Below are 19,123 nucleotides of genomic sequence, written 5' to 3' on the forward strand. Positions count from 1 at the left end.
GAACTTGAAAAAATTGGTACTTCCTATTTTTCTTTCGATTTTATTAGTGGGATGCAATGATGAAAAAACACTTGAAGTAAATAATGCAAATGGTGAAGAAGTGAAAGAAGTTGCTGCAATTATTAAAAATGAAGATGAAATAAACAGCGGAAGAGCCATTTTTGTGGAAGACCAATTGTTGGTAGCTGTTCAAGCAAAACCTTGGTTGGATTATAAAAAAACAAAAATTGAAAAAAATTTAAAAAAGAAGCTGGAAGAGATCTTGCCTGAATACGACATCACTGTTTCCTCGGATTACAAACTTTATTGGGAAGCGCAAAAACTTTTGAAAGAAGAAGACAGCGAAAAGGTGAAGGAGAAATTGGAAAAGCTAAAAAAATTGAAAAAGGAGGAAACGTAATGAATCAGGAACAATTTGACAAGATTGAGCAGGAAATTACCCCTCCAACGCCCTATGTGAAAAACGTGTTAAAAGCATTTTTAGTTGGCGGCCTTATATGTACCATTGGACATGCTATTACCTACTTTTACATTATCTTTTTTGATTTTACAGAAAAAACGGTTGGGAACCCGACAGCTGCGACAATTATTTTCATTTCCATGTTATTGACTGGTTTTGGCTTATATAAAAAAATCGGTCAATTTGCAGGAGCAGGAAGTGCTGTTCCAGTTTCAGGATTTGGGAACGCAGTCATCTCAGCAGCAATTGAACACCGAACAGAAGGATTTGTGCTTGGAGTGGGAGGCAATATGTTTAAATTAGCTGGTTCGGTTATATTATTTGGCGTTTCTTCAGCTTTTGTTGTCTCCCTCATTAAATTAATTCTTGTAACAATGGGTGTTATCGAATGGTAATCATATTTCAGAGCAAACCGTCTATCATCGCAAGCGCAGCTGTCGCAGGGCCTTTGGAAAGAAAGAGTGTTTTTTATTCTTATTTCGATTCTGTTGTTGAAGATGAACGATGGCATCAAACCACAAACGAGCAAGGTAATGCAAAAATGATTGAAGAAGCATGTCAAATTTTATTAAAAAAAGCGAATTTAAATAACTTGGATATCGATTTCTTTTTAGCGGGTGATTTGGTGAATCAAATGACGCCAACGAATTTTGCAGCAAAAGAAATCGCTGCATCTTTTATAGGTTTATTTTCAGCATGTGCAACATCGGTTTCATCTGTCATTATTGCTTGTTTGCTGACAGAATTAGGAGCATCAAAATACGCTATTGCAGGTGCTTCCAGCCAACATAATTCAACTGAAAGACAATTCCGCTATCCTATTTATTACGGTGCTCAAAAACCAGCGACTGCCCAATGGACTGTAACGGCAGCAGGCTTTACTTTAATTGGGAAACATAATCCGAAAAACCCTTCAATTGTAGCTGCGACTGTTGGAAAAGTTGTAGATTATGGACAAACGAATCCATTTCATATGGGAGCTGCAATGGCGCCTGCTGCATATGACACCATTACCAAACATCTAGAAAAGCGAAAACAAACAATAAAAGACTATGATGTCATCATGACAGGAGATTTAGGGAAAATCGGATTAGAAATATTAAAAAGAATGTTTGCTGAAACAGGTGCAACCCAGGAAGAATTAAATATTTTCCGCGATGCCGGGGCAGAATTTTACGGAGAAGATAAATCCTTTTTAGCTGGGGCAAGTGGAGCTGGATGTTCTGCTTCAGTATATTTCAGTTATATACTTCAGCAATTAAAAGATGGGCGTTATAAACGAGTATTACTTGTAGCGACAGGTTCTCTTCTCTCCCCACTAACTTTCCAACAAGGGGAGACAATTCCTTGTACTGCCCATGCAATCGAAGTGACGATGGAGTGAGGGCATAAATATGATATTCATTGACTTTTTACTTGCATTTATTGTAGGTGGATTGATTTGTGCTATAGGTCAGTTATTAATGGATGTCGGAAAAATGACACCAGGAAAAACTTTATCTATTCTAGTTGTTGCGGGTTCAATTATTTCTGGATTAGGATGGTATCAACCTTTAATCGACTTAGCGGGTGCTGGAGCGACAATACCCATTACATCTTTTGGACATTCATTAACCCAAGGAGCAATTGCAGAAGCCGAAAAACATGGCTGGGTAGGCGTATTAACTGGAATGTTTGAAGTAACAAGTTCAGGTATTAGTTCTGCCATTGTTTTCGGGTTTATTGCAGCGTTAATTTTTAAGCCGAAAGGAAAAGTCAACTAGACGATTACCCCTCCTTAACGTTGTAGCTATGCATACACTACGACTGTATAGAAAGGAGGGGATTTTTTATGTGGAATAAATGTGGATGCCAACAACAATATCAACAAATTATGCCAGCCTATGACTATTGTGCACCCTCATATGTAAGTCCTGCATATTATAGAGGTAAATGTAAATACAACGGTAACATGTTTGTACTACTCGTTGTATTATTCATTTTATTAATAATTGTAGGAGCATGTAAGTGGTAAGGAGGGGAAGCATGAATCATTTTTTTAAACAAATTGAAAAAAAGACTGGCGTAAGCATGGAAGAAATATTTGCACTAGCAAATGCGATACAACATGCGGATTTTACAAATGAAAAGCAAGTGCGTAAAATTGTTCGCCGAGTTAGTCAGTTAGCAAATAAGCCGATTTCTAAGGAATTAGAAGATCAAATTGTGAATTCAATTATAAATAATGGAGAATCATTAGACTTAAGTAGCATTCAAAGAATGTTAGGGTAATGTTGATAGAGGGTGTCTAGAAAGTTTTCGACTTTCCAGACACCCTCACTTCTTATGATTATCTATCTTTGTTTCTGTGGTATTTGAAACAAGTTTCCTCATTGAAAAGGCGAGATCTCAAAAGGCTTTTCAGAAGGCTCTTACATTTCATGCAGTTATTTTGAGAAAAGAAAATGAGCGAATTAAAAAACTCGCCCATTGTTAAGCTAAGCTGCTTTTAAGTGTCAATGAATTTGATTATAATTCTCCAGTTAATTTATATGTTTCGTACGTTGTCCAAGACCCATCTTCCAATTGATAAATTAGGTGTATGCGGTCAATTTCTTCCTTTTCATCAATACCAATCATACGCAATTGAGGATAAATATCGTCATGTTCTGTCTCCGTTAAATCACGACCGATTGTAATGTGTGGGATAAACACATGTTTTGGTTCACCAATGTTGATTTCTTTATATAAATCATCGTGAATGTTTTGCAATTGATCCGTTAGCTCAATTTTAAAGTAAATGACGTTCGTTGTTGGAAAGAACGAGCTGACCTTCGATGCGTGTATTTTTAGCGGACCATATTTATTTGTAATGGATTTGATTGTATTTGAAACACTTTCAATTTGTGATTCATCCACTTCAAAGGCTTCTTTTAACGTAATATAAGGGGTAATTTTTGAATAATGGGAATCATATCGTTTGCGATAAGTATTCGCCAAATCTTGCAGTTTTTTTGATGGAAATGCCACAACACTTAACTTCATCCGCTTTCCTCCCTAAAATGCAAATTTTACTTAAGTATAGCAAATAATGCCCGGAGAATACATTATTTTATATTCCAAAAGTTTTGCAAAGTGCTCTTCTTAAATCTGGTTTCCAGTATTTCCATGTATGGTTGCCATCAAACTCATCGTAGAATATATTGAGATAATTTTTAGAGTGTAACAATTTATTTAATTCCCGATTAGGTGTTAGGAAATCCTTCACTTCTTTATCAAGTGTTACAACTTCCTTTTCTTGTTTTCCTATAACATGATAAATTGACAACGTATTATGAGTTGGTGCTTCCTCAACTGCTTTTAATACCCATTCATCTACATAAGGTGATTGTAAAATAACTTTGCCAAAAGTATGTGGATATTTGATTGCGGCAAGAAGAGATACAGTTGCTGCCATGGAATCTCCAATTAACCCTCGACTAGCACCAAGCGCTGTTGTTGAAAATTCATTATCAATGAATGGTACTAGCTCATGTGCTAAAAATTTCAAATAAGCAGCATGTTGATCTCCTGTCGGTATGTATTTTCTCTTACGATCTTGTGCATTTTTGTAAGGCACTCCGACGATAATTAAGTTTTCGATTTCATAATTGTCCATTAATTCATCAGCAATACGAGAAATTCCACCTAATTGGAAGTAATCTTTTCCATCTGATGCAATTAAAATGTTATATTTATAGAGAGGGGTATAATTTCCAGGAGTATATACAAGCAACTCAAAGTGTTCATCTAATGCATTACTATAAAATGGTATTTCTTGAATAGATCCTTTTTCCACCTTTTATCCTCCTTAAAACAGTTGTTCATAATTGTATCATAATTCGAAAATATCGTGTATTATGAAATAAGAGAATATTTAAAATAAGCATTATAAAGGAAAATTCAAATAAAGTGAGGATTCACAAATGCAAGAGAAACAAAGTCGAGTACATTCGAATTACGTGACGAAAGCAGCTAAGGAAGCATTACAAAGAAGAGGCGTAACAATTGAAGATATAGCTGAAATTGTGTATGAAATGCAGTCACCATATAATCATGGCTTAACTTTAGAACATTGCATTAATTCCGTTGAGCGCGTTATTATGAAGCGGGAAGTTCAACATGCAATACTTGTCGGCATAGAACTAGATGAATTAGCAGAAAAAAAGATGCTTTCAGAACCACTTCAAGCGCTTGTTGAAAATGATGAGGGTTTGTTTGGTGTCGATGAAACGATTGCTTTAGGTTCTGTTTTGACATACGGAAGTATTGCATTAACGACTTATGGTCATTTAGATAAAAATAAAATCGGTATTATTAAAAAGTTAGACACAAAAGCTGGCAAAGGAGTCCATACATTTTTAGATGATTTAGTGGCTAGTATTTCCGCATGTGCTGCGAGCCGTATTGCACATAAAATGCGAGATTTAGAGGAAGAAGGGGAAACATTTCAAGATGTTCCTCCAATGGAATTAGGACCTGAAGGAGAAATGTTGCCGGTCGATGATGAACCATAATAAAGGCTGGGGTGAGACATGCCCAGCCTGTTCTTATTTATTTAAATGTTTAATTTTCTGTTTCCTCACCAGTATAATTATTTTCCTCTTGTGGTAATTGTTCTTTAAAGTATAAAAACGATTCGTCCTCTAATTGATGAATTTTTTCTTCATTTATTCCGATAGCCAAGGGTCCAGAAAAAATTTCTTCCCACCAATATTCAGTCGAAATCATACATCATTGCCCCCTCTTCAAAAATTCTTGTTAAAGAACCTCCATAGCTAATTTTTAAAAGGAGTTCTTCAATAAGTTGTAGTAATATTACTGTAGTTAGTATGGACTGAAAAAATTAATTTATGTATTCGGGAGGAAATAATGAAATTTGATATATATGATGTGGAAGTAATGATTCGAGAACAAAAGGATTTTTTTTATTCGGGGCAAACAAGGGATATAGAATATCGAAAAAAACAATTACTAAACTTGAGAAATACAATCAAAAAGTATGAAAGTGAAATATTAAAAGCATTAAATTTGGATTTAAGAAAAAGCGAATTCGAAGCTTATTCTAATGAAGTTGGTTTCGTGTTGCACAGCATTCAACATATGATCAAGTCTATCGATGAGTGGGCAAAACCTGTGGAAGTGAAAACGCCATTCCACTTTCAACCGGCAAAGAGCATGATTATTCGAGAACCATATGGTGTTGTATTGATTATTGGTCCTTTCAACTATCCGTTCCAATTAGTGATGGAGCCGTTAATTGGAGCTATCATTGGTGGAAATACTGCCATTGTAAAACCTTCTGAGTCTGCTATTCATACTGCTCAAATCATTAAAAAAATTATTGAAGAAACCTTTGATTCGCGGTATATACGAGTTGTTGAAGGAGAGAAGGAAGAAGTAAATGCATTGATTCATGCTCCTTTTGATTATATTTTCTTTACAGGCAGCGTCTCGGTCGGAAAAATTGTCATGCGTGCTGCGGCTGAACGGCTTACACCAATTACTCTTGAGTTAGGTGGAAAAAGCCCTACAATAGTAGATAAAAGTGCAAATCTTGATGTTGCAGCAAAACGAATTACATGGGGCAAATTTAACAATGTTGGACAAACTTGCGTCGCACCTGATTATCTTCTAGTCCATTCTTCGATTTATGAAAAATTTATGAAAAAACTAAAGCAAGCAATTGTTAGTTTTTATGGAAAGAATCCTCAATTAAGTAAAGATTACGGACGAATCGTCAATGAACGACACTTTGATCGACTTGCAAAACTTTTACAATCGGAAAAGCACAATGTCACTTTTGGCGGAAGAACGGACAGAAAGGATTTATATATCGAGCCTACCATCATTGAAAATATAAGTTGGCAAAGTCCTGTTATGGAAGATGAAATATTTGGACCGTTATTGCCTGTATTGAAGTACGACGATTTATCAAGAGTAATTGAGCAAATTCGAAAACTTCCAAAACCGTTAGCAGCTTATTTCTTTTCAGAAGACGAAAAACAAATTGATAATTTTTTACAAGAGTTACCTTTTGGTGGAGGTTGTATAAACGATACGGTGACTCACGTAGGCAATATCTATTTACCTTTCGGAGGCGTAGGCACTTCTGGAATGAACAGTTACCATGGAAAAGCGAGTTTTGAAACGTTTACCCATGCAAAATCGATTTTGAAGCGTTCATCTAAATTTGCTAATAACTTATTATTTCCACCATATAAACAAAAAGTGAAATTAGTTCGAAAAATCCTGAAATAAATTGAATTATTCAATTGTGGTAAAAAGAAAAATTATTTCATAGCGTATTTATTTTGAAAAAAATCGGCTTATGTCGTCAAAATTCGACATAATTCTAAAAAATTCATATTTCAAAAATTATTTTTGTCGAATATTATCTATTTTTGATATGATTATTATCATTAAAGAAAATGTTTATTAATAACAATATACACCGTTGCTACATAGAAAAGTGAGTTTATATCGTAACTTACCATTGGATATACGGAGGAAGAAAAATGATTACAGAAGAATTATTGAGCGTCATACCACTAAAACAAGTAATTGGACAATTGCCAAATACTATTAAGGATATTTCCAACGATTCAAGAAGTGTGCAACCAAAAAGTTTATTTATTTGTATTAAAGGTTACACGGTAGACGGTCATGATTTTGCTCAAGATGCAGTGAATCAAGGTGCGACGGTTGTGATTGCAGAACGACCGTTGCAATTAGAAGGGAATGTGGCGCAAGTAATTGTACCGGATACGGAGAGGACATTAGGACTCATTGCCGCTAAATTTTTTGATTATCCTTCAAAAGATTTAACGATGATTGGTGTCACTGGAACAAATGGAAAAACAAGCGTTTCAAACATCATTCATCAAATGTACGTGGGTATAGGAGAAAAATCTGCTTTATCGGGAACTATTGGCTTTAATTTGAATGGTGTTCTGTATGAAACAGCAAATACAACAAGCGATGCTTTAAACACTCAACAAATGATATTCCGTGCGAAGATGGAAGGTTGCCACACGATGGTCATGGAAGTTTCATCTCACGGACTATCATTAGGAAGACTTGCGGGTGTGGATTTTGATGTGGCTGTATTTACAAATTTAACCCATGACCATTTAGATTTCCATGGAACAATGGAGGAGTATGGTTACGCAAAAGGGCTATTATTTTCACAATTAGGACAAGATTTGACAAAAAATAAAACAGTTGTATTAAATGCGGATGATCCTTGGTCTAAAAAGTATGCAACTATGACACCGTTTCCAATTTGGACATATGGGTTAAAAAATGATGCTCATTTCCGGGCTGAAAATTGCGAGTATAATGATGAAAGCACTTCCTTTGACATGATTACACCAGAAGGAAAGTTTCCTGTTACAATGCAATTACTAGGGGAGTTTAATGTTTATAATGTTTTAGCTGCTGTAGCTGTTTTATATGCTCGGGGGTATCCGATTGACATCATCATCGAGCAAATTGAAGATTTAGTACCGATTCGAGGTCGCATGCAAAAGGTTAAAACAGATTTACCACTACATATTTTTATTGATTATGCCCATACGCCAGATGCGATTGAAAAAGCAATTGAAGCGGCAATGCCTTTTAAAAAGCCAGAAAATAAACTCATCTTCCTTGTGGGGACTGGTGGAAATCGAGATAAATCAAAACGTCCAACAATGGCTGAAAAAGCATCCAAAGCTGATTATGTTGTTTTAACAACGGATGATCCACGTTTTGAAGATTATGATAGTATTACAGGGGATTTAGCGAAAGGAATGCTTCATGAGAATTATGCTTGTATTGGTGATCGGGCAGAAGCGGTGCGCCATGCAGTATCTGTTGCTAATCCTGGAGATATTATCATTTTTGCTGGAAAGGGTCATGAAGACTATCAAATAATAGGCAATAAAAAGTACCCGCATAGTGATGCTGATATTGCATTAGAAGCTGCGAAATTAAAATTCGTAAAATAATATTATGAAAATATAGCCGTCTCAAATAATTGAGGGACGGCTAAAATTATGATGATAAGAAAAGGTATTGTTATGTAAGAGATTTCGTTGTTAATTTATAGAAGGCTATTCATGAAAATCAGAAAATGGTTGTCGGAATAGGGGAAATTCTTTTATTATTGTTTACGTAGAAAAAGGAGACGTAGAAAATGACTACAAAATTAGAACAAGAAATTTTATCTCGTCGTACATTTGCCATCATTTCCCACCCGGATGCAGGGAAGACGACGATGACTGAAAAATTATTGCTATTTGGTGGGGCCATTCGAGCTGCTGGAACAGTAAAAGGGAAAAAAACTGGAAAATTTGCAACGAGTGACTGGATGGAAATTGAAAAACAACGGGGGATTTCCGTAACATCTTCCGTGCTGCAATTTGATTATAACGGTTATCGAGTAAATATTTTAGATACTCCTGGACACCAAGATTTTTCAGAGGATACGTATCGTACATTAATGGCAGTGGATAGTGCTGTCATGGTCATCGATGCAGCAAAAGGGATTGAAGCACAAACAATTAAATTATTCAAAGTTTGTCGCATGCGTGGAATTCCAATTTTTACATTCATTAATAAATTGGATCGCCAAGGAAAAGAGCCGCTAGAATTAATTCAAGAAATTGAAGAAGTGCTTGAAATCCAAGCCTATCCAATGAACTGGCCAATTGGTATGGGGAAAGAGTTCCTCGGTATTTACGACCGCTTCCATCGACGCATTGAGCAATTCAGAGTAGATGAGAAGGATCGTTTTTTACCATTAGATGAAAATGGAGAATTAGCTGTTGATCATCCAATGAAGGAAACTTCGTATTATACACAAGCAATGGATGATATTCAATTATTAGATGAAGCAGGTAACGAATTTTCTGAAGAAGAAATTCGCCGCGGTGAATTAACACCTGTCTTTTTCGGTTCTGCATTAACAAACTTTGGCGTGCAAACTTTTTTAGAAACCTATTTACAGTTTGCACCATCTCCACAACCTAGATTAACTGAAGATGAACAATTGATTGATCCAGTTTCACATGAAGAACTTTCCGGATTTGTGTTTAAAATTCAAGCAAATATGAATCCAGCCCATCGAGATCGGATTGCCTTTGTTCGCATTGTATCTGGGAAGTTTGAACGAGGAATGAATGTTACTTTAGCTCGTACAGGCAAAACGTTTAAAGTGACCCAATCCACACAATTTTTAGCTGAAACTCGTGAAACGGTTGACGAAGCGGTAGCGGGAGATATCATTGGTCTATATGATACGGGAACATATCAAATTGGTGATACGATTGTTGGTGGAAAGAAAATATTCCAATTTGAAAAACTCCCACAATTTACACCGGAATTGTTTGTCAAAGTAAGTGCAAAAAACGTAATGAAATCCAAACAGTTCCATAAAGGAATTCTTCAACTTGTACAAGAAGGAGCCATTCAATATTATAAAACGTTACACACGGAAGAGATTATGCTTGGTGCGGTTGGTCAATTGCAGTTCGAAGTATTTGAACATCGAATGAAGCATGAATATAATGTGGAAGTCGTAATGCAACCAATCGGATCTAAAATTGCCCGTTGGATTAAAAATGAAAATGAGGTAAAAGAATCAATGTCTTCATCCCGTTCTATGCTCGTAAAAGACCGTTTCGACAATCTTGTCTTTTTATTTGAAAATGAATTTGCAATGCGTTGGTTTTCAGAGAAAAACGAGCATATTCAATTATATAGTTTGCTTTAAGTTGTTTAGTTGTATAAGTAATGCAAGAATACAAGTTTACGAATAATAAGCGTGTAGGAAGAGAGCGAGGAGTTATCCTTTCGCTCTTTTTCTTTTTTGCAATCTTTCTACATTATTCTTTTCGATTTTGGCATGTAGATTGACAATGATGCTGACAGCTTTAACTATTAACGAAGTGTAAGAAACGGTATTGTATCATATGCAATTACAAATTTGTAATACAGTATATGAAAGAAAGGAATACGGATTTTTATCAAGAATAATTGATAAAAGGAAAAAGGGGGATGGAGGAATTGGCGATGGCAGTTCACTTTTTTACAGGTTTTCCTGGATTTATAACGAGACAATTGATTGGAGAATTGTTCCAAAAAAACATAACGGACTCCGTGTATGTTCTTGTGTTAAGAACGGAAATGAAGAAAGCGGAAAAAGAACGTGAAAAAATTTTAGAAACTTATCCTGGAAGAAGGATTGAAATCATCGAAGGGGATATTACAGTACCAAAACTAAATTTAAAGGAAGAGACAATCAATCGAATTGCAAAGGAAGTTCGCTATTTTTGGCATTTAGCGGCAATCTATGATTTGGCAGTTCCTCGAGATGTGGCGTGGACAATCAATGTGCTAGGGACTTCCCATGTAAACGATTTTGTCAAATCATTACCTCATTTAAAACGATATATGTATTTTAGCACTGCTTATGTAGCAGGGAGAAGAGAAGGAGTAATTCTTGAGAAGGAGTTAATTCGTCCAAAAGAATTCAAAAACTATTATGAAGAAACAAAATTTGAAGCGGAGCTGCTTGTGAAAAATTTAATTGGAGAAATTCCTCTAACTATCATTCGTCCAGGCATTGTGAAAGGACATTCGATTACAGGAGAGACCAATAAATTTGACGGTCCATATTTCTTTTTAAATATGATTGATTGTTTGAGTTTTTTACCTTTCATTCCTTACATCGGAAAATCGGATACACACATTAACGTAGTACCCATAGACTATATAACAGAAGCGGCTATTTTCCTTTGTGAAGAGGAAGAGGCGATTGGAAAGACGGTCCATTTAACGGATCCCAATCCCCATCCTGTTCAAGAAGTATATCGGGCGATGGTTAAGGAAATGACAGGAAAATTTCCAAAAGGGAGAATTCCACTTTCAATAGCGAAGAAATTTTTGCAATTAAAAAAGGTTCGAACAATACTTGGTGTGGAAAAGGAAACGCTTGATTATTTGACATGGAATGCAACCTTTGATTGTTCGATAGCAAAAGAACTTTTATCAAAAGGGAATATCAGTTGTCCGGATTTCATAGCAACCATTCCCTCAATGGTTCAATTTTATAAGAAAAATAAAAATAACCAACAATTTCATATTCCAATAAAATAAATTCATTGCAAATATAATATTCTATTGCTATACTTATCCTATAGAAAATCGAACAACCATTGACATTGTCAAAGGGGAGTAGCTATAAGTATTTAGCGTGACTAAATACTTACTTCATATTCGTCACTACATGGCAATTGCCATCGGATATGAAAGCAAACTTATTCAATTTGCTTAGCAAGACCTTTGCCTAATTAGGCAAAGGTCTTTTCGTTTGCTTAAAATTAGAGTTCCTTGACTAGTAAAACAGTTACAAGTTGGGCATAAAAAATTTAAGGAGGAATTATTAGTGGAAGCAATTATTTTGGAATATTTGTGGGTCTTAGTCGTTCTCGTCGTTTTAGAAGGGCTATTGGCTGCAGATAACGCGGTTGTAATGGCCGTTATGGTAAAACATTTACCACCAGATAAACAGAAAAAAGCGCTATTTTACGGATTATTTGGTGCGTTCATCTTCCGCTTTACAGCATTATTCTTAATTACAATATTAGTGAATTATTGGCAAATTCAGGCGATTGGTGCAGCTTATTTATTGTTTATTGCCATTAAAAATATTTACGAGAAGAAATTTAAGAATGAAGAAGAGAAGATAGATGAACATCTACAAAAAGGCAAAGGCTTTTGGGTAACTGTATTAAAAGTAGAAATTGCAGATATCGCCTTTGCGGTAGATTCAATGCTTGCTGCTGTTGCAATTGCAGTAACTTTACCAGAAGTTGGTGACTTCCATATCGGTGGCATTAACGGAGGACAATTTGCTGTTATGTTCTTCGGTGGTGTTATTGGCTTGATTTTAATGCGATTTGCAGCGCAAGCCTTTGTGAAAATATTAAATAAATATCCTGAACTTGAAACTGCTGCCTTTTTAATTGTAGGATGGGTCGGAGTGAAGTTAGTGGTGTTAACATTATCGCATCAAAAAGTTGGCATATTGCCACATGAATTCCCGCATTCAACCCCTTGGGAACTTACTTTCTGGGGCGTTTTATTAGCCATTGCAATTGGTGGATGGTTTGTTAGCATGGTAAAAAATAAAAAACAAAAAACAAAAGAAATTTAAAGTAAGGAAGGAGCAGTTTTAGCAGCTGTTCCTCTTTATTTTATATAAAATTTTTCTTATACTAATAAAAAGTTTATTCGACAATAAAGAGGGCGAAATGAATGGCAAATATGTCCGAGAGAATAAAAAATATAACGCCATTTCAACTGCTAGTATCATTTTATTTTATCGCTATATTAATATCATTTTTGTTATTACGAATCCCTGCTGTCTATAAAGATGGAAAAGAAGTATCAATTATTGATACGCTGTTTACTGCTGTCAGCGCAATCAGTGTTACAGGATTGACGGTGTTCGATATTTCGGAAACTTTCACTAATTTTGGAATGATTGTTTTATTGATTATTCTTCAATTAGGTGCGATTGGTGTTATGTCTATCGGCACCTTTATCTGGTTATTGATAGGGAAAAGAATCGGGATGCGGGAAAGACAGTTGATTATGATTGATTTTAATCAACATCATCTTGCAGGGGTTGTTCGGTTACTGAAAGAAATTGTGAAAATTTTATTTATTATTGAAGCATTAGGGGCACTTATTTTAAGCGTTCATTTTAAAAGGTATTTTGAGTCATGGTCAGAGGCCTTTAAACATGGCATTTTTGCTTCAATTTCTGCTACGACGAATAGCGGCTTTGATATTACGGGTCATAGCTTTGAACCATTTTATTCCGATTATTTTGTTCAATTTATTACGATGATATTAATCGTACTCGGAGCCATTGGATTCCCGGTATTAGTGGAATTGAAACATTTTTTAATGAAAAAGAATCCCGCATTTCGCTTTAGTTTGTTTACTAAAATTACGACCGTAACGTATGGGGGATTGTTTATATTAGGTACACTTGTTGTCTTATTTATTGAATCATTTCATTCATTAAAAGGTATATCGTGGCATGAAAAAATTTTTGTCGCTATGTTTCAATCTGTTTCTACACGTTCGGCTGGCCTAACGACAATGGATATCGGGATGTTTAATGAGGCGACAAATATCTTTCTTAGTTTTTTAATGTTTGTCGGTTCTTCGCCAAGTTCTGTTGGTGGGGGGATTCGAACTACCACATTTGCGATAGCTATATTATTTTTAATTAATTTCGCAAATGGAAGAAAAGAAATTCAAGTGTTTGGTCGAGAAATTTGTATGGATGATATTTTAAGATCCTTTGTAGTGATCATTTTAGCTTTATTTATGGTCATGATCTCGACGATGATATTGGTAGTGACGGAACCCCATGGAACTGCTACGCAAATTGTTTTCGAAATAACATCTGCATTCGGAACTTGTGGCATGTCTCTTGGACTTACTGAAAAATTATCAACTGCAGGGAAATTGGTCATTATGACCCTCATGTTCATTGGAAGAGTCGGGTTGATTTCATTTTTATTTACTTTGGGTGGAAAGGCCCAAAATCCAAAATATCGGTACCCAGAAGAACGAATAATTATTGGATAATGAGTTGAACACGTGAATAAACCAAAAAATTCACCATTTTTAAAATGAAAATGGTGAATTTTTCTAATGAATATTATCAAAGAGTATAAAAGCTAATATGCCATTTGTTTAACAAAATACCAAATTGGGTGACAAAATAATAAGTCGAATTGACCATTTTTTCTTTCTATGGTGTCGTATTAGAAGTTATTATTAAAACTTTTCTGAAAAATATGAATATCCTTGTCCTTTTTATCATATGTTTTGTAAAAAAAGGTTTTTTCAAAAAAATACAAGAATATACAAAATAAGGGGAAGTAGTAATTAGTAATCTAATATAATCGAATAAGTGAATTAATAATAGAACTAAATTACTATCACAATCAAAAAATATAATAATATAAAAGTAAAATTGATATCCGATATTGGTTAAAATTAGAAAATAGGTATATTATACCCATTTTATTCTGAATTGTTTTATGAAATAATTTTGTACAAAATATAAATTAAGAAAATTTTGTAAAATTAAAAATTAGCAATTTATATATAGATAGAAAAGATAAGAGAAATTTATGATTGAGGGGAAGGATTGGTGTATTTTAATGAAAAGTGCCACAATGTTGCCTTTTTTGGAAGAATTAGTCCAATATGATAATGATCCAGTGCTTATTTTAGACACCTCATGTAAAATTGAGTCAATCAATCAAAAAGCAGCCGAATTGTTGAACTTAGCTGTGGAGGTTGGGAAGCCCCTTTCCATGGATAAACTATCTCAATCACGTTGGTATTCATTTTTAAAAAGAATTAGACAAGAGAGTTTTTCCTTCTCTTCATTTAAAATTAAAAATAAGGATTCATCTTTTAAGGAAATTAAAGTTTTGGGAATGTTTATCCAAAAGGAGAATTTAGTATTTTTAAAAATATTAAGTGATGATGAAAAAAAGAAGTTTCAAGTGAGCAGTAGAGGTTTTCTTAATGATTTGCCTTATGGCATCATATTCTTCAAAGAAGATCAGATTTTTGAAATAAATTCTCAAGCGGTTGAATTATTAAAGATTGATGTTGAAAAAGGTTTAAACTTGTCACTGGAATCTTTTCTCTCAAAATATCATGACTATAAAAATAATAAATTACAATTCCTGTCTGATTTAAAAAAATATGGACAAGCAACGTTGGAAATTTCCCATTTAAATAATGAAGAAGAGGTTTATTTAACACTAAACTGCAAATACAATTATTATTTAGATATGTATGTGATGACAGTTATTGATAATACGGAAAATGTAAAACTAAAGCAAAATATGAGAGATTTAGAACGGTTAAGTAATATGGGTAGGATGTCGGCAAGCATTACCCATGAAATAAAAAATCTTGTAACATCATTAAAGGGTTTTGTTGAATTGTTGAAAGATAATACAACCGAAGAAGGAAAAAAATATTTACATGTAATGGAATCTGAAATGGAAAGAATGGAATCCATTCTTTCAGAATTGCTTTATTTGTCAAAACCAAGTAAGGCCTTTGAGGAAAAGGTATCGCTTTTACAAATTTTGAAAGAAGTTGTTCAAATAATGCAACCACATGCATACTCGAACAATGTGATTATTCAATTAAATTCTGAAGACAATTGCAATTCCACGATATTGGGGAATGTCAATCAGTTAAAACAAGTGTTCATTAATTTAGTGAAAAATGCCATTGAAGTAATGAAAAAAGGTGGAACGATTACAATTGAATTAAAGGATGTCCACAATAAAATTCAAGTTTCGGTACAAGATGAAGGGATAGGAATTCCTGAAGAAAATTTAAGCAAGTTATTTACGCCATTTTTTACAACAAAGGAACAAGGAACAGGATTAGGTCTATGTCTTGTAAAAAAAGTGGTAGATGAACATCAAGGGAAGATTGTTGTGAAAAGTACTGTCGGTGTAGGATCTACGTTTATTTTAGAATTTCCAAATTATACCGAGGGTTATACTAAGATTTATTACAACGACAGCCAACTGAAAAAATGGTTGACTACCCAGGAAGTTAATTCATTACCAGTTGTATAGGCACGACTTTGACAAATCTTCTCTCAAATAGATATAATGCTTTTATATAGATAGAAAAAAGAGGATGATTTGTCTTGCCGTCAAATGAGATGAAACAATCGTTAAAATTGTATATTGTGTTATCAAGAGCAAATAAAGCGATTAATGAAGTGACAAATCAGTTTTTTCAACAAAAAGGTTTAAATCCAACTGAATTTGCTGTGTTGGAATTGTTATATCATAAGGGAAGACAACCTTTACAAAAAATTGGAAGTAAAATTTTATTAGCAAGTGGGTCTATCACATATGTTGTTGATAAACTTGAAAAAAGAGGTTTGATTAAACGGGTATCTTGTCCTTCTGACAGGAGAGTCACATATGCAGAGATAACTGAAGAAGGCGATAAATTTATGGAAGAAATATTTCCAGAGCATGAGAAAAATTTACATGAATTGATGAACGCGTTAACACCAAGTGAAAAAGAAATAGCAATCGAATTGTTGAAAAAATTAGGTTTATCGATTAAAGATTTGTCTTATTAAAAACGAGCTGTTCGCTAAGACGAACAGCTCGTTTGTATATTCTTTTGAATTGTATAATTATCTTCAAAAATTTTTTTATTTTATTGTAACTTCATCCTCCACCTAATTTTAGAGGGATAAGTTATTTTTCTTCAATTGTTAACCCCATTTTGATGAGTGCGTCTTTTAAATCGTAATCTTTTTGATCAAAAACAGATAAACGAACTAGTATATTATTTTTTTCGTAAACGATTCCAACGACTTCATCATTTTCAATGGTAGTTATGAATGCAACAGAATTAGTAATTTCCGGATGTTTATTAACCGCTTCAGTAATATCCAATGGTTTGTATTCGTTGATGGCTGCCATCCATTCTTCTGTACTTTTTACGAGATGATCATATGATGAAGCATTTTTTGGAAACACTTCAATACGCATGGAGATGGCATCATTATCTTGGAGGAAAAGAACTTCTTTTCCTGGTTCTTCTTTTGTGAGTTCATACCCTTCTAAAATTTGTATTGTATAATTTTCTTCTTCTACAACTGCGGTTTCATGAGTATACACTTCACCTTTTGATGTGTATTCAATTTTATTTTCAGGCTGATTTGTTTCTTCGTCTTGTGCTCCATTCTCTGTTGTCTCTTCATCTTCAACATTTTCTATTTCCTTTTCCGAATCTGCTGTTGTTTGATCTGGCTCCGTATTTTGTCCATTTGTTGTTCCACAAGCAGCGAGAAGGAACATTAATAGAGTTACTGAAATAAATAGTTGTAGTTTCTTTTTCATTTTACTCTACCTCCTTTTTGATTAAACGAATATGAAACGAAGGAAGTTTCATTTTTTTTAATAATGAATAAAAGGCAATATTAAAAATAACAGCAAAACAAAAACTTCATGCGCAACGATGACTAATGGCATACTTTTCTTCCATTCGTATAAAAACCCAAATATTAGGGATATAATGAATGCGCAAATGACACCATGGATAAAACCGCTCAATGATATTGCCAATGCAAATAATAAGCTAGTCATGATGCAAGCAATTACTGGAGAAACATATTGTTTGAGTGCATGTTGAACGTAGCCGCGCCAAAACAATTCTTCACCGACGACAATGATAAAAATGAGCAATAAATAATGCCAAATATTATTCGGACCATATGTTTCTAAAAATTTGCGAATCGTTTTTATTGAACTACTGTCTGTAAACTTAAGCAACATATAACCAAGTCGGATGATGCCATAAGTAATTGTGCCGAATCCGATACCAAATAGGATATATTTCCAAGTTGGGAGTTCATCTTTGAATTTCCCAAAAAGGATGGAGATTGCAGTACCGACGAGGAGAGTAAAAGTATATAAATGCCAGAAGATTTTTTTTACTTCGAAGGAACAATACATACTTATAAAGATGAAAGCAAGCGAGAGAAGGAGTACAATCATTTGTTTTGAAAATTTCATGTTACTTGCCTCCTTTGTTATCATAATATCAAAAAAAACTCCCCCTATCATCAATTACAAATGAAAAGGGGAAGTTTTTTTATTTAAAATCATTTACTGACTTTACGATTTTATAACGTTTATGATTAACGACGGTTTTTTCTTCCAGATCTAAGTCACGATAGTTCGACATAATTGTTAAATCAACAATTACTGAATTATCATTGACTTTTTCAACCATTCCGCGAAGTCCATCCTTAAATTCAATAATATCTCCCACTTCTGCTATTTTCATTGGCGTGCCCCTCCTCTATCAGTTACTATGAAGTTAGTTTGCATGATAATAGAACAAATGTAAAGTGATTTTAGAATAATTTCGAAAATATAAGAAGTAGGAGGTAAAATATTTATGAATAACTACAAAGATATGATTGAAAAGTTAAAAAATGGGGAAATAAAAAGTATAGAAATTACAAAAGAGGAATTTTTGCAGTTTCGTGAAGTGCTTGTGAATGATGAAAAGTTTAAACATTTTAGAGGTGAAGCAAAACAAGGTGGAAGGGTCATTTATACTTATTCAGATACACCGCGTGCATAACAAAAAACTACTTCCACCCATTTCTATATGAAAGAGGGGATTAGAAGTATGGATAGATTGAAGCTACATTTGGAGTACGTTCGGGAAAAAATGATTCGTTCAGGTTTAGAAAATGGCCTGCAATCACCAAAAACGATTCGATTAAGTAAACAACTGGACCAGATTTTAAATCAATATCAAAAGCATGAAAAATCCCCATTGATTATTACGAAAAAATAATTTTTTTCAATTTTTTGTTATAAAAAATCATGCAATTGGCAATAGTATTTTTTGAACACAGCAACATTCTCATTTTCCCCCTTTTCAAGCAGCGTATCTTGCTGCTCTTTTTTTTTGTCTATGTATTAACAATTTTTTCATTACATATCAACAATTGCCCATTTATATGGTACATTACAAGAAAGTGTAAAATATGCA

The 19,123-nt window shown here is 34.0% G+C and carries 23 protein-coding genes; 17 read left to right on the forward strand and 6 right to left on the reverse strand.

What is annotated here, in order from left to right; translation table 11 throughout:
- The first annotated feature begins 4 nt into the window (after positions 1 to 4).
- The 6 genes from HF990_RS08875 to HF990_RS08900 all read left to right on the forward strand — a co-directional run bounded on the left by HF990_RS08875 (position 5) and on the right by HF990_RS08900 (position 2,731).
- Complete coding sequence (locus HF990_RS08875; protein WP_168412437.1) at positions 5 to 400, forward strand: YhcN/YlaJ family sporulation lipoprotein; 396 nt, start codon at positions 5 to 7, stop codon at positions 398 to 400.
- Positions 400 to 855, forward strand: a complete 456-nt coding sequence (gene spoVAC / locus HF990_RS08880; RefSeq protein ID WP_168412438.1) for a stage V sporulation protein AC — start codon at positions 400 to 402, stop codon at positions 853 to 855. Before HF990_RS08875 ends, spoVAC begins: the two co-directional genes overlap by 1 nt.
- Positions 849 to 1,844, forward strand: a complete 996-nt coding sequence (locus HF990_RS08885; RefSeq protein WP_168412439.1) for a stage V sporulation protein AD — start codon at positions 849 to 851, stop codon at positions 1,842 to 1,844. Before spoVAC ends, HF990_RS08885 begins: the two co-directional genes overlap by 7 nt.
- Before the next feature lie 10 nt (positions 1,845 to 1,854).
- The gene (gene spoVAE, locus HF990_RS08890; RefSeq protein WP_016838246.1) at positions 1,855 to 2,223 is read left to right on the forward strand and encodes a stage V sporulation protein AE; all 369 of its coding nucleotides are present in this window, start codon (positions 1,855 to 1,857) and stop codon (positions 2,221 to 2,223) included.
- A gap of 68 nt (positions 2,224 to 2,291) precedes the next feature.
- Positions 2,292 to 2,474 carry a YjcZ family sporulation protein gene (locus HF990_RS08895; RefSeq protein ID WP_016838247.1) on the forward strand — a complete coding sequence of 61 codons (183 nt, stop codon included), beginning with the start codon at positions 2,292 to 2,294 and terminating at the stop codon, positions 2,472 to 2,474.
- Positions 2,475 to 2,485: 11 nt separating this feature from the next.
- Positions 2,486 to 2,731, forward strand: a complete 246-nt coding sequence (locus tag HF990_RS08900; protein WP_016838248.1) for a stage VI sporulation protein F — start codon at positions 2,486 to 2,488, stop codon at positions 2,729 to 2,731.
- 237 nt (positions 2,732 to 2,968) lie between these two features.
- Here HF990_RS08900 and HF990_RS08905 read toward each other — a convergent pair whose 3' ends face one another.
- On the reverse strand, positions 2,969 to 3,484 hold the full coding sequence (locus tag HF990_RS08905) for a 2'-5' RNA ligase family protein (protein ID WP_016838249.1): 516 nt from the start codon (positions 3,482 to 3,484) through the stop codon (positions 2,969 to 2,971).
- A 67-nt stretch (positions 3,485 to 3,551) separates the two neighbouring features.
- Positions 3,552 to 4,277 (reverse strand): alpha/beta hydrolase, encoded by a 726-nt coding sequence (locus HF990_RS08910; RefSeq protein ID WP_016838250.1) that lies wholly within the window; start codon positions 4,275 to 4,277, stop codon positions 3,552 to 3,554.
- 127 nt (positions 4,278 to 4,404) lie between these two features.
- On the opposite strand from HF990_RS08910, the gene HF990_RS08915 reads away from it, so the two are divergent.
- On the forward strand, positions 4,405 to 4,995 hold the full coding sequence (locus HF990_RS08915) for a phosphatidylglycerophosphatase A family protein (protein ID WP_168412440.1): 591 nt from the start codon (positions 4,405 to 4,407) through the stop codon (positions 4,993 to 4,995).
- Between the two features lie 49 nt (positions 4,996 to 5,044).
- Here the strand turns inward: HF990_RS08915 and HF990_RS08920 are convergent, their stop codons facing one another.
- Positions 5,045 to 5,209: a hypothetical protein gene (locus HF990_RS08920; RefSeq protein ID WP_016838252.1), complete on the reverse strand. Its 165-nt coding sequence runs from the start codon at positions 5,207 to 5,209 to the stop codon at positions 5,045 to 5,047.
- A gap of 141 nt (positions 5,210 to 5,350) precedes the next feature.
- On the opposite strand from HF990_RS08920, the gene HF990_RS08925 reads away from it, so the two are divergent.
- The 8 genes from HF990_RS08925 (at position 5,351) to HF990_RS08960 (ending at position 16,685) form a co-directional block, all read left to right on the forward strand.
- A complete protein-coding gene (locus tag HF990_RS08925; RefSeq protein WP_168412441.1) occupies positions 5,351 to 6,739 on the forward strand; it encodes an aldehyde dehydrogenase in 1,389 nt (462 codons plus the stop codon).
- A 257-nt stretch (positions 6,740 to 6,996) separates the two neighbouring features.
- Positions 6,997 to 8,469 (forward strand): UDP-N-acetylmuramoyl-L-alanyl-D-glutamate--2,6-diaminopimelate ligase, encoded by a 1,473-nt coding sequence (locus HF990_RS08930; RefSeq protein WP_168412442.1) that lies wholly within the window; start codon positions 6,997 to 6,999, stop codon positions 8,467 to 8,469.
- Positions 8,470 to 8,657: 188 nt separating this feature from the next.
- Positions 8,658 to 10,235, forward strand: coding sequence for a peptide chain release factor 3 (locus HF990_RS08935; RefSeq protein ID WP_168412443.1), 1,578 nt, complete (start codon positions 8,658 to 8,660; stop codon positions 10,233 to 10,235).
- A 299-nt stretch (positions 10,236 to 10,534) separates the two neighbouring features.
- Complete coding sequence (locus HF990_RS08940; RefSeq protein WP_168412444.1) at positions 10,535 to 11,620, forward strand: SDR family oxidoreductase; 1,086 nt, start codon at positions 10,535 to 10,537, stop codon at positions 11,618 to 11,620.
- Positions 11,621 to 11,909: 289 nt separating this feature from the next.
- Entirely contained in the window at positions 11,910 to 12,680 is a 771-nt protein-coding gene (locus HF990_RS08945; protein WP_016838257.1) for a TerC family protein, read from the forward strand.
- A 101-nt stretch (positions 12,681 to 12,781) separates the two neighbouring features.
- Positions 12,782 to 14,131 (forward strand): TrkH family potassium uptake protein, encoded by a 1,350-nt coding sequence (locus tag HF990_RS08950; protein WP_016838258.1) that lies wholly within the window; start codon positions 12,782 to 12,784, stop codon positions 14,129 to 14,131.
- A 581-nt stretch (positions 14,132 to 14,712) separates the two neighbouring features.
- The gene (locus HF990_RS08955) at positions 14,713 to 16,164 is read left to right on the forward strand and encodes a PAS domain-containing sensor histidine kinase (RefSeq protein ID WP_168412445.1); all 1,452 of its coding nucleotides are present in this window, start codon (positions 14,713 to 14,715) and stop codon (positions 16,162 to 16,164) included.
- 74 nt (positions 16,165 to 16,238) lie between these two features.
- Entirely contained in the window at positions 16,239 to 16,685 is a 447-nt protein-coding gene (locus HF990_RS08960) for a MarR family winged helix-turn-helix transcriptional regulator (protein ID WP_016838260.1), read from the forward strand.
- A 121-nt stretch (positions 16,686 to 16,806) separates the two neighbouring features.
- Here the strand turns inward: HF990_RS08960 and HF990_RS08965 are convergent, their stop codons facing one another.
- From HF990_RS08965 to HF990_RS08975, 3 genes are all read right to left on the reverse strand, one after another.
- Positions 16,807 to 17,454 carry a hypothetical protein gene (locus HF990_RS08965; protein WP_016838261.1) on the reverse strand — a complete coding sequence of 216 codons (648 nt, stop codon included), beginning with the start codon at positions 17,452 to 17,454 and terminating at the stop codon, positions 16,807 to 16,809.
- A 57-nt stretch (positions 17,455 to 17,511) separates the two neighbouring features.
- Positions 17,512 to 18,129, reverse strand: a complete 618-nt coding sequence (locus HF990_RS08970) for a CPBP family intramembrane glutamic endopeptidase (protein ID WP_016838262.1) — start codon at positions 18,127 to 18,129, stop codon at positions 17,512 to 17,514.
- A gap of 79 nt (positions 18,130 to 18,208) precedes the next feature.
- Positions 18,209 to 18,403: a YkvS family protein gene (locus HF990_RS08975; RefSeq protein ID WP_016838263.1), complete on the reverse strand. Its 195-nt coding sequence runs from the start codon at positions 18,401 to 18,403 to the stop codon at positions 18,209 to 18,211.
- A gap of 114 nt (positions 18,404 to 18,517) precedes the next feature.
- Here HF990_RS08975 and HF990_RS08980 point away from each other — a divergent pair, with 114 nt between their 5' ends.
- A complete protein-coding gene (locus HF990_RS08980; RefSeq protein WP_016838264.1) occupies positions 18,518 to 18,706 on the forward strand; it encodes a hypothetical protein in 189 nt (62 codons plus the stop codon).
- A 48-nt stretch (positions 18,707 to 18,754) separates the two neighbouring features.
- Positions 18,755 to 18,925: an aspartyl-phosphate phosphatase Spo0E family protein gene (locus HF990_RS08985; protein ID WP_016838265.1), complete on the forward strand. Its 171-nt coding sequence runs from the start codon at positions 18,755 to 18,757 to the stop codon at positions 18,923 to 18,925.
- Positions 18,926 to 19,123 lie beyond the last annotated feature (198 nt).

This window comes from Ureibacillus thermosphaericus (assembly GCF_012396605.1).
GTDB lineage: Bacteria > Bacillota > Bacilli > Bacillales_A > Planococcaceae > Ureibacillus > Ureibacillus thermosphaericus.

Excerpts from the sequence above, each read along its gene's own strand:
- HF990_RS08915 (WP_168412440.1), top strand. The coding sequence starts at position 4,405 with ATGCAAGAGAAACAAAGTCGAGTACATTCGAATTACGTGACGAAAGCA.
- HF990_RS08895 (WP_016838247.1), top strand. The coding sequence starts at position 2,292 with ATGTGGAATAAATGTGGATGCCAACAACAATATCAACAAATTATGCCA.
- HF990_RS08940 (WP_168412444.1), top strand. The coding sequence starts at position 10,535 with ATGGCAGTTCACTTTTTTACAGGTTTTCCTGGATTTATAACGAGACAA.
- HF990_RS08900 (WP_016838248.1), top strand. The coding sequence starts at position 2,486 with ATGAATCATTTTTTTAAACAAATTGAAAAAAAGACTGGCGTAAGCATG.
- HF990_RS08980 (WP_016838264.1), top strand. The coding sequence starts at position 18,518 with ATGAATAACTACAAAGATATGATTGAAAAGTTAAAAAATGGGGAAATA.
- spoVAC (WP_168412438.1), top strand. The coding sequence starts at position 400 with ATGAATCAGGAACAATTTGACAAGATTGAGCAGGAAATTACCCCTCCA.
- HF990_RS08930 (WP_168412442.1), top strand. The coding sequence starts at position 6,997 with ATGATTACAGAAGAATTATTGAGCGTCATACCACTAAAACAAGTAATT.
- HF990_RS08975 (WP_016838263.1), bottom strand. The coding sequence starts at position 18,403 with ATGAAAATAGCAGAAGTGGGAGATATTATTGAATTTAAGGATGGACTT.
- HF990_RS08950 (WP_016838258.1), top strand. The coding sequence starts at position 12,782 with ATGGCAAATATGTCCGAGAGAATAAAAAATATAACGCCATTTCAACTG.
- HF990_RS08905 (WP_016838249.1), bottom strand. The coding sequence starts at position 3,484 with ATGAAGTTAAGTGTTGTGGCATTTCCATCAAAAAAACTGCAAGATTTG.
- HF990_RS08965 (WP_016838261.1), bottom strand. The coding sequence starts at position 17,454 with ATGAAAAAGAAACTACAACTATTTATTTCAGTAACTCTATTAATGTTC.
- HF990_RS08935 (WP_168412443.1), top strand. The coding sequence starts at position 8,658 with ATGACTACAAAATTAGAACAAGAAATTTTATCTCGTCGTACATTTGCC.
- HF990_RS08920 (WP_016838252.1), bottom strand. The coding sequence starts at position 5,209 with ATGATTTCGACTGAATATTGGTGGGAAGAAATTTTTTCTGGACCCTTG.
- HF990_RS08925 (WP_168412441.1), top strand. The coding sequence starts at position 5,351 with ATGAAATTTGATATATATGATGTGGAAGTAATGATTCGAGAACAAAAG.
- HF990_RS08885 (WP_168412439.1), top strand. The coding sequence starts at position 849 with ATGGTAATCATATTTCAGAGCAAACCGTCTATCATCGCAAGCGCAGCT.
- spoVAE (WP_016838246.1), top strand. The coding sequence starts at position 1,855 with ATGATATTCATTGACTTTTTACTTGCATTTATTGTAGGTGGATTGATT.
- HF990_RS08955 (WP_168412445.1), top strand. The coding sequence starts at position 14,713 with ATGAAAAGTGCCACAATGTTGCCTTTTTTGGAAGAATTAGTCCAATAT.
- HF990_RS08970 (WP_016838262.1), bottom strand. The coding sequence starts at position 18,129 with ATGAAATTTTCAAAACAAATGATTGTACTCCTTCTCTCGCTTGCTTTC.
- HF990_RS08985 (WP_016838265.1), top strand. The coding sequence starts at position 18,755 with ATGGATAGATTGAAGCTACATTTGGAGTACGTTCGGGAAAAAATGATT.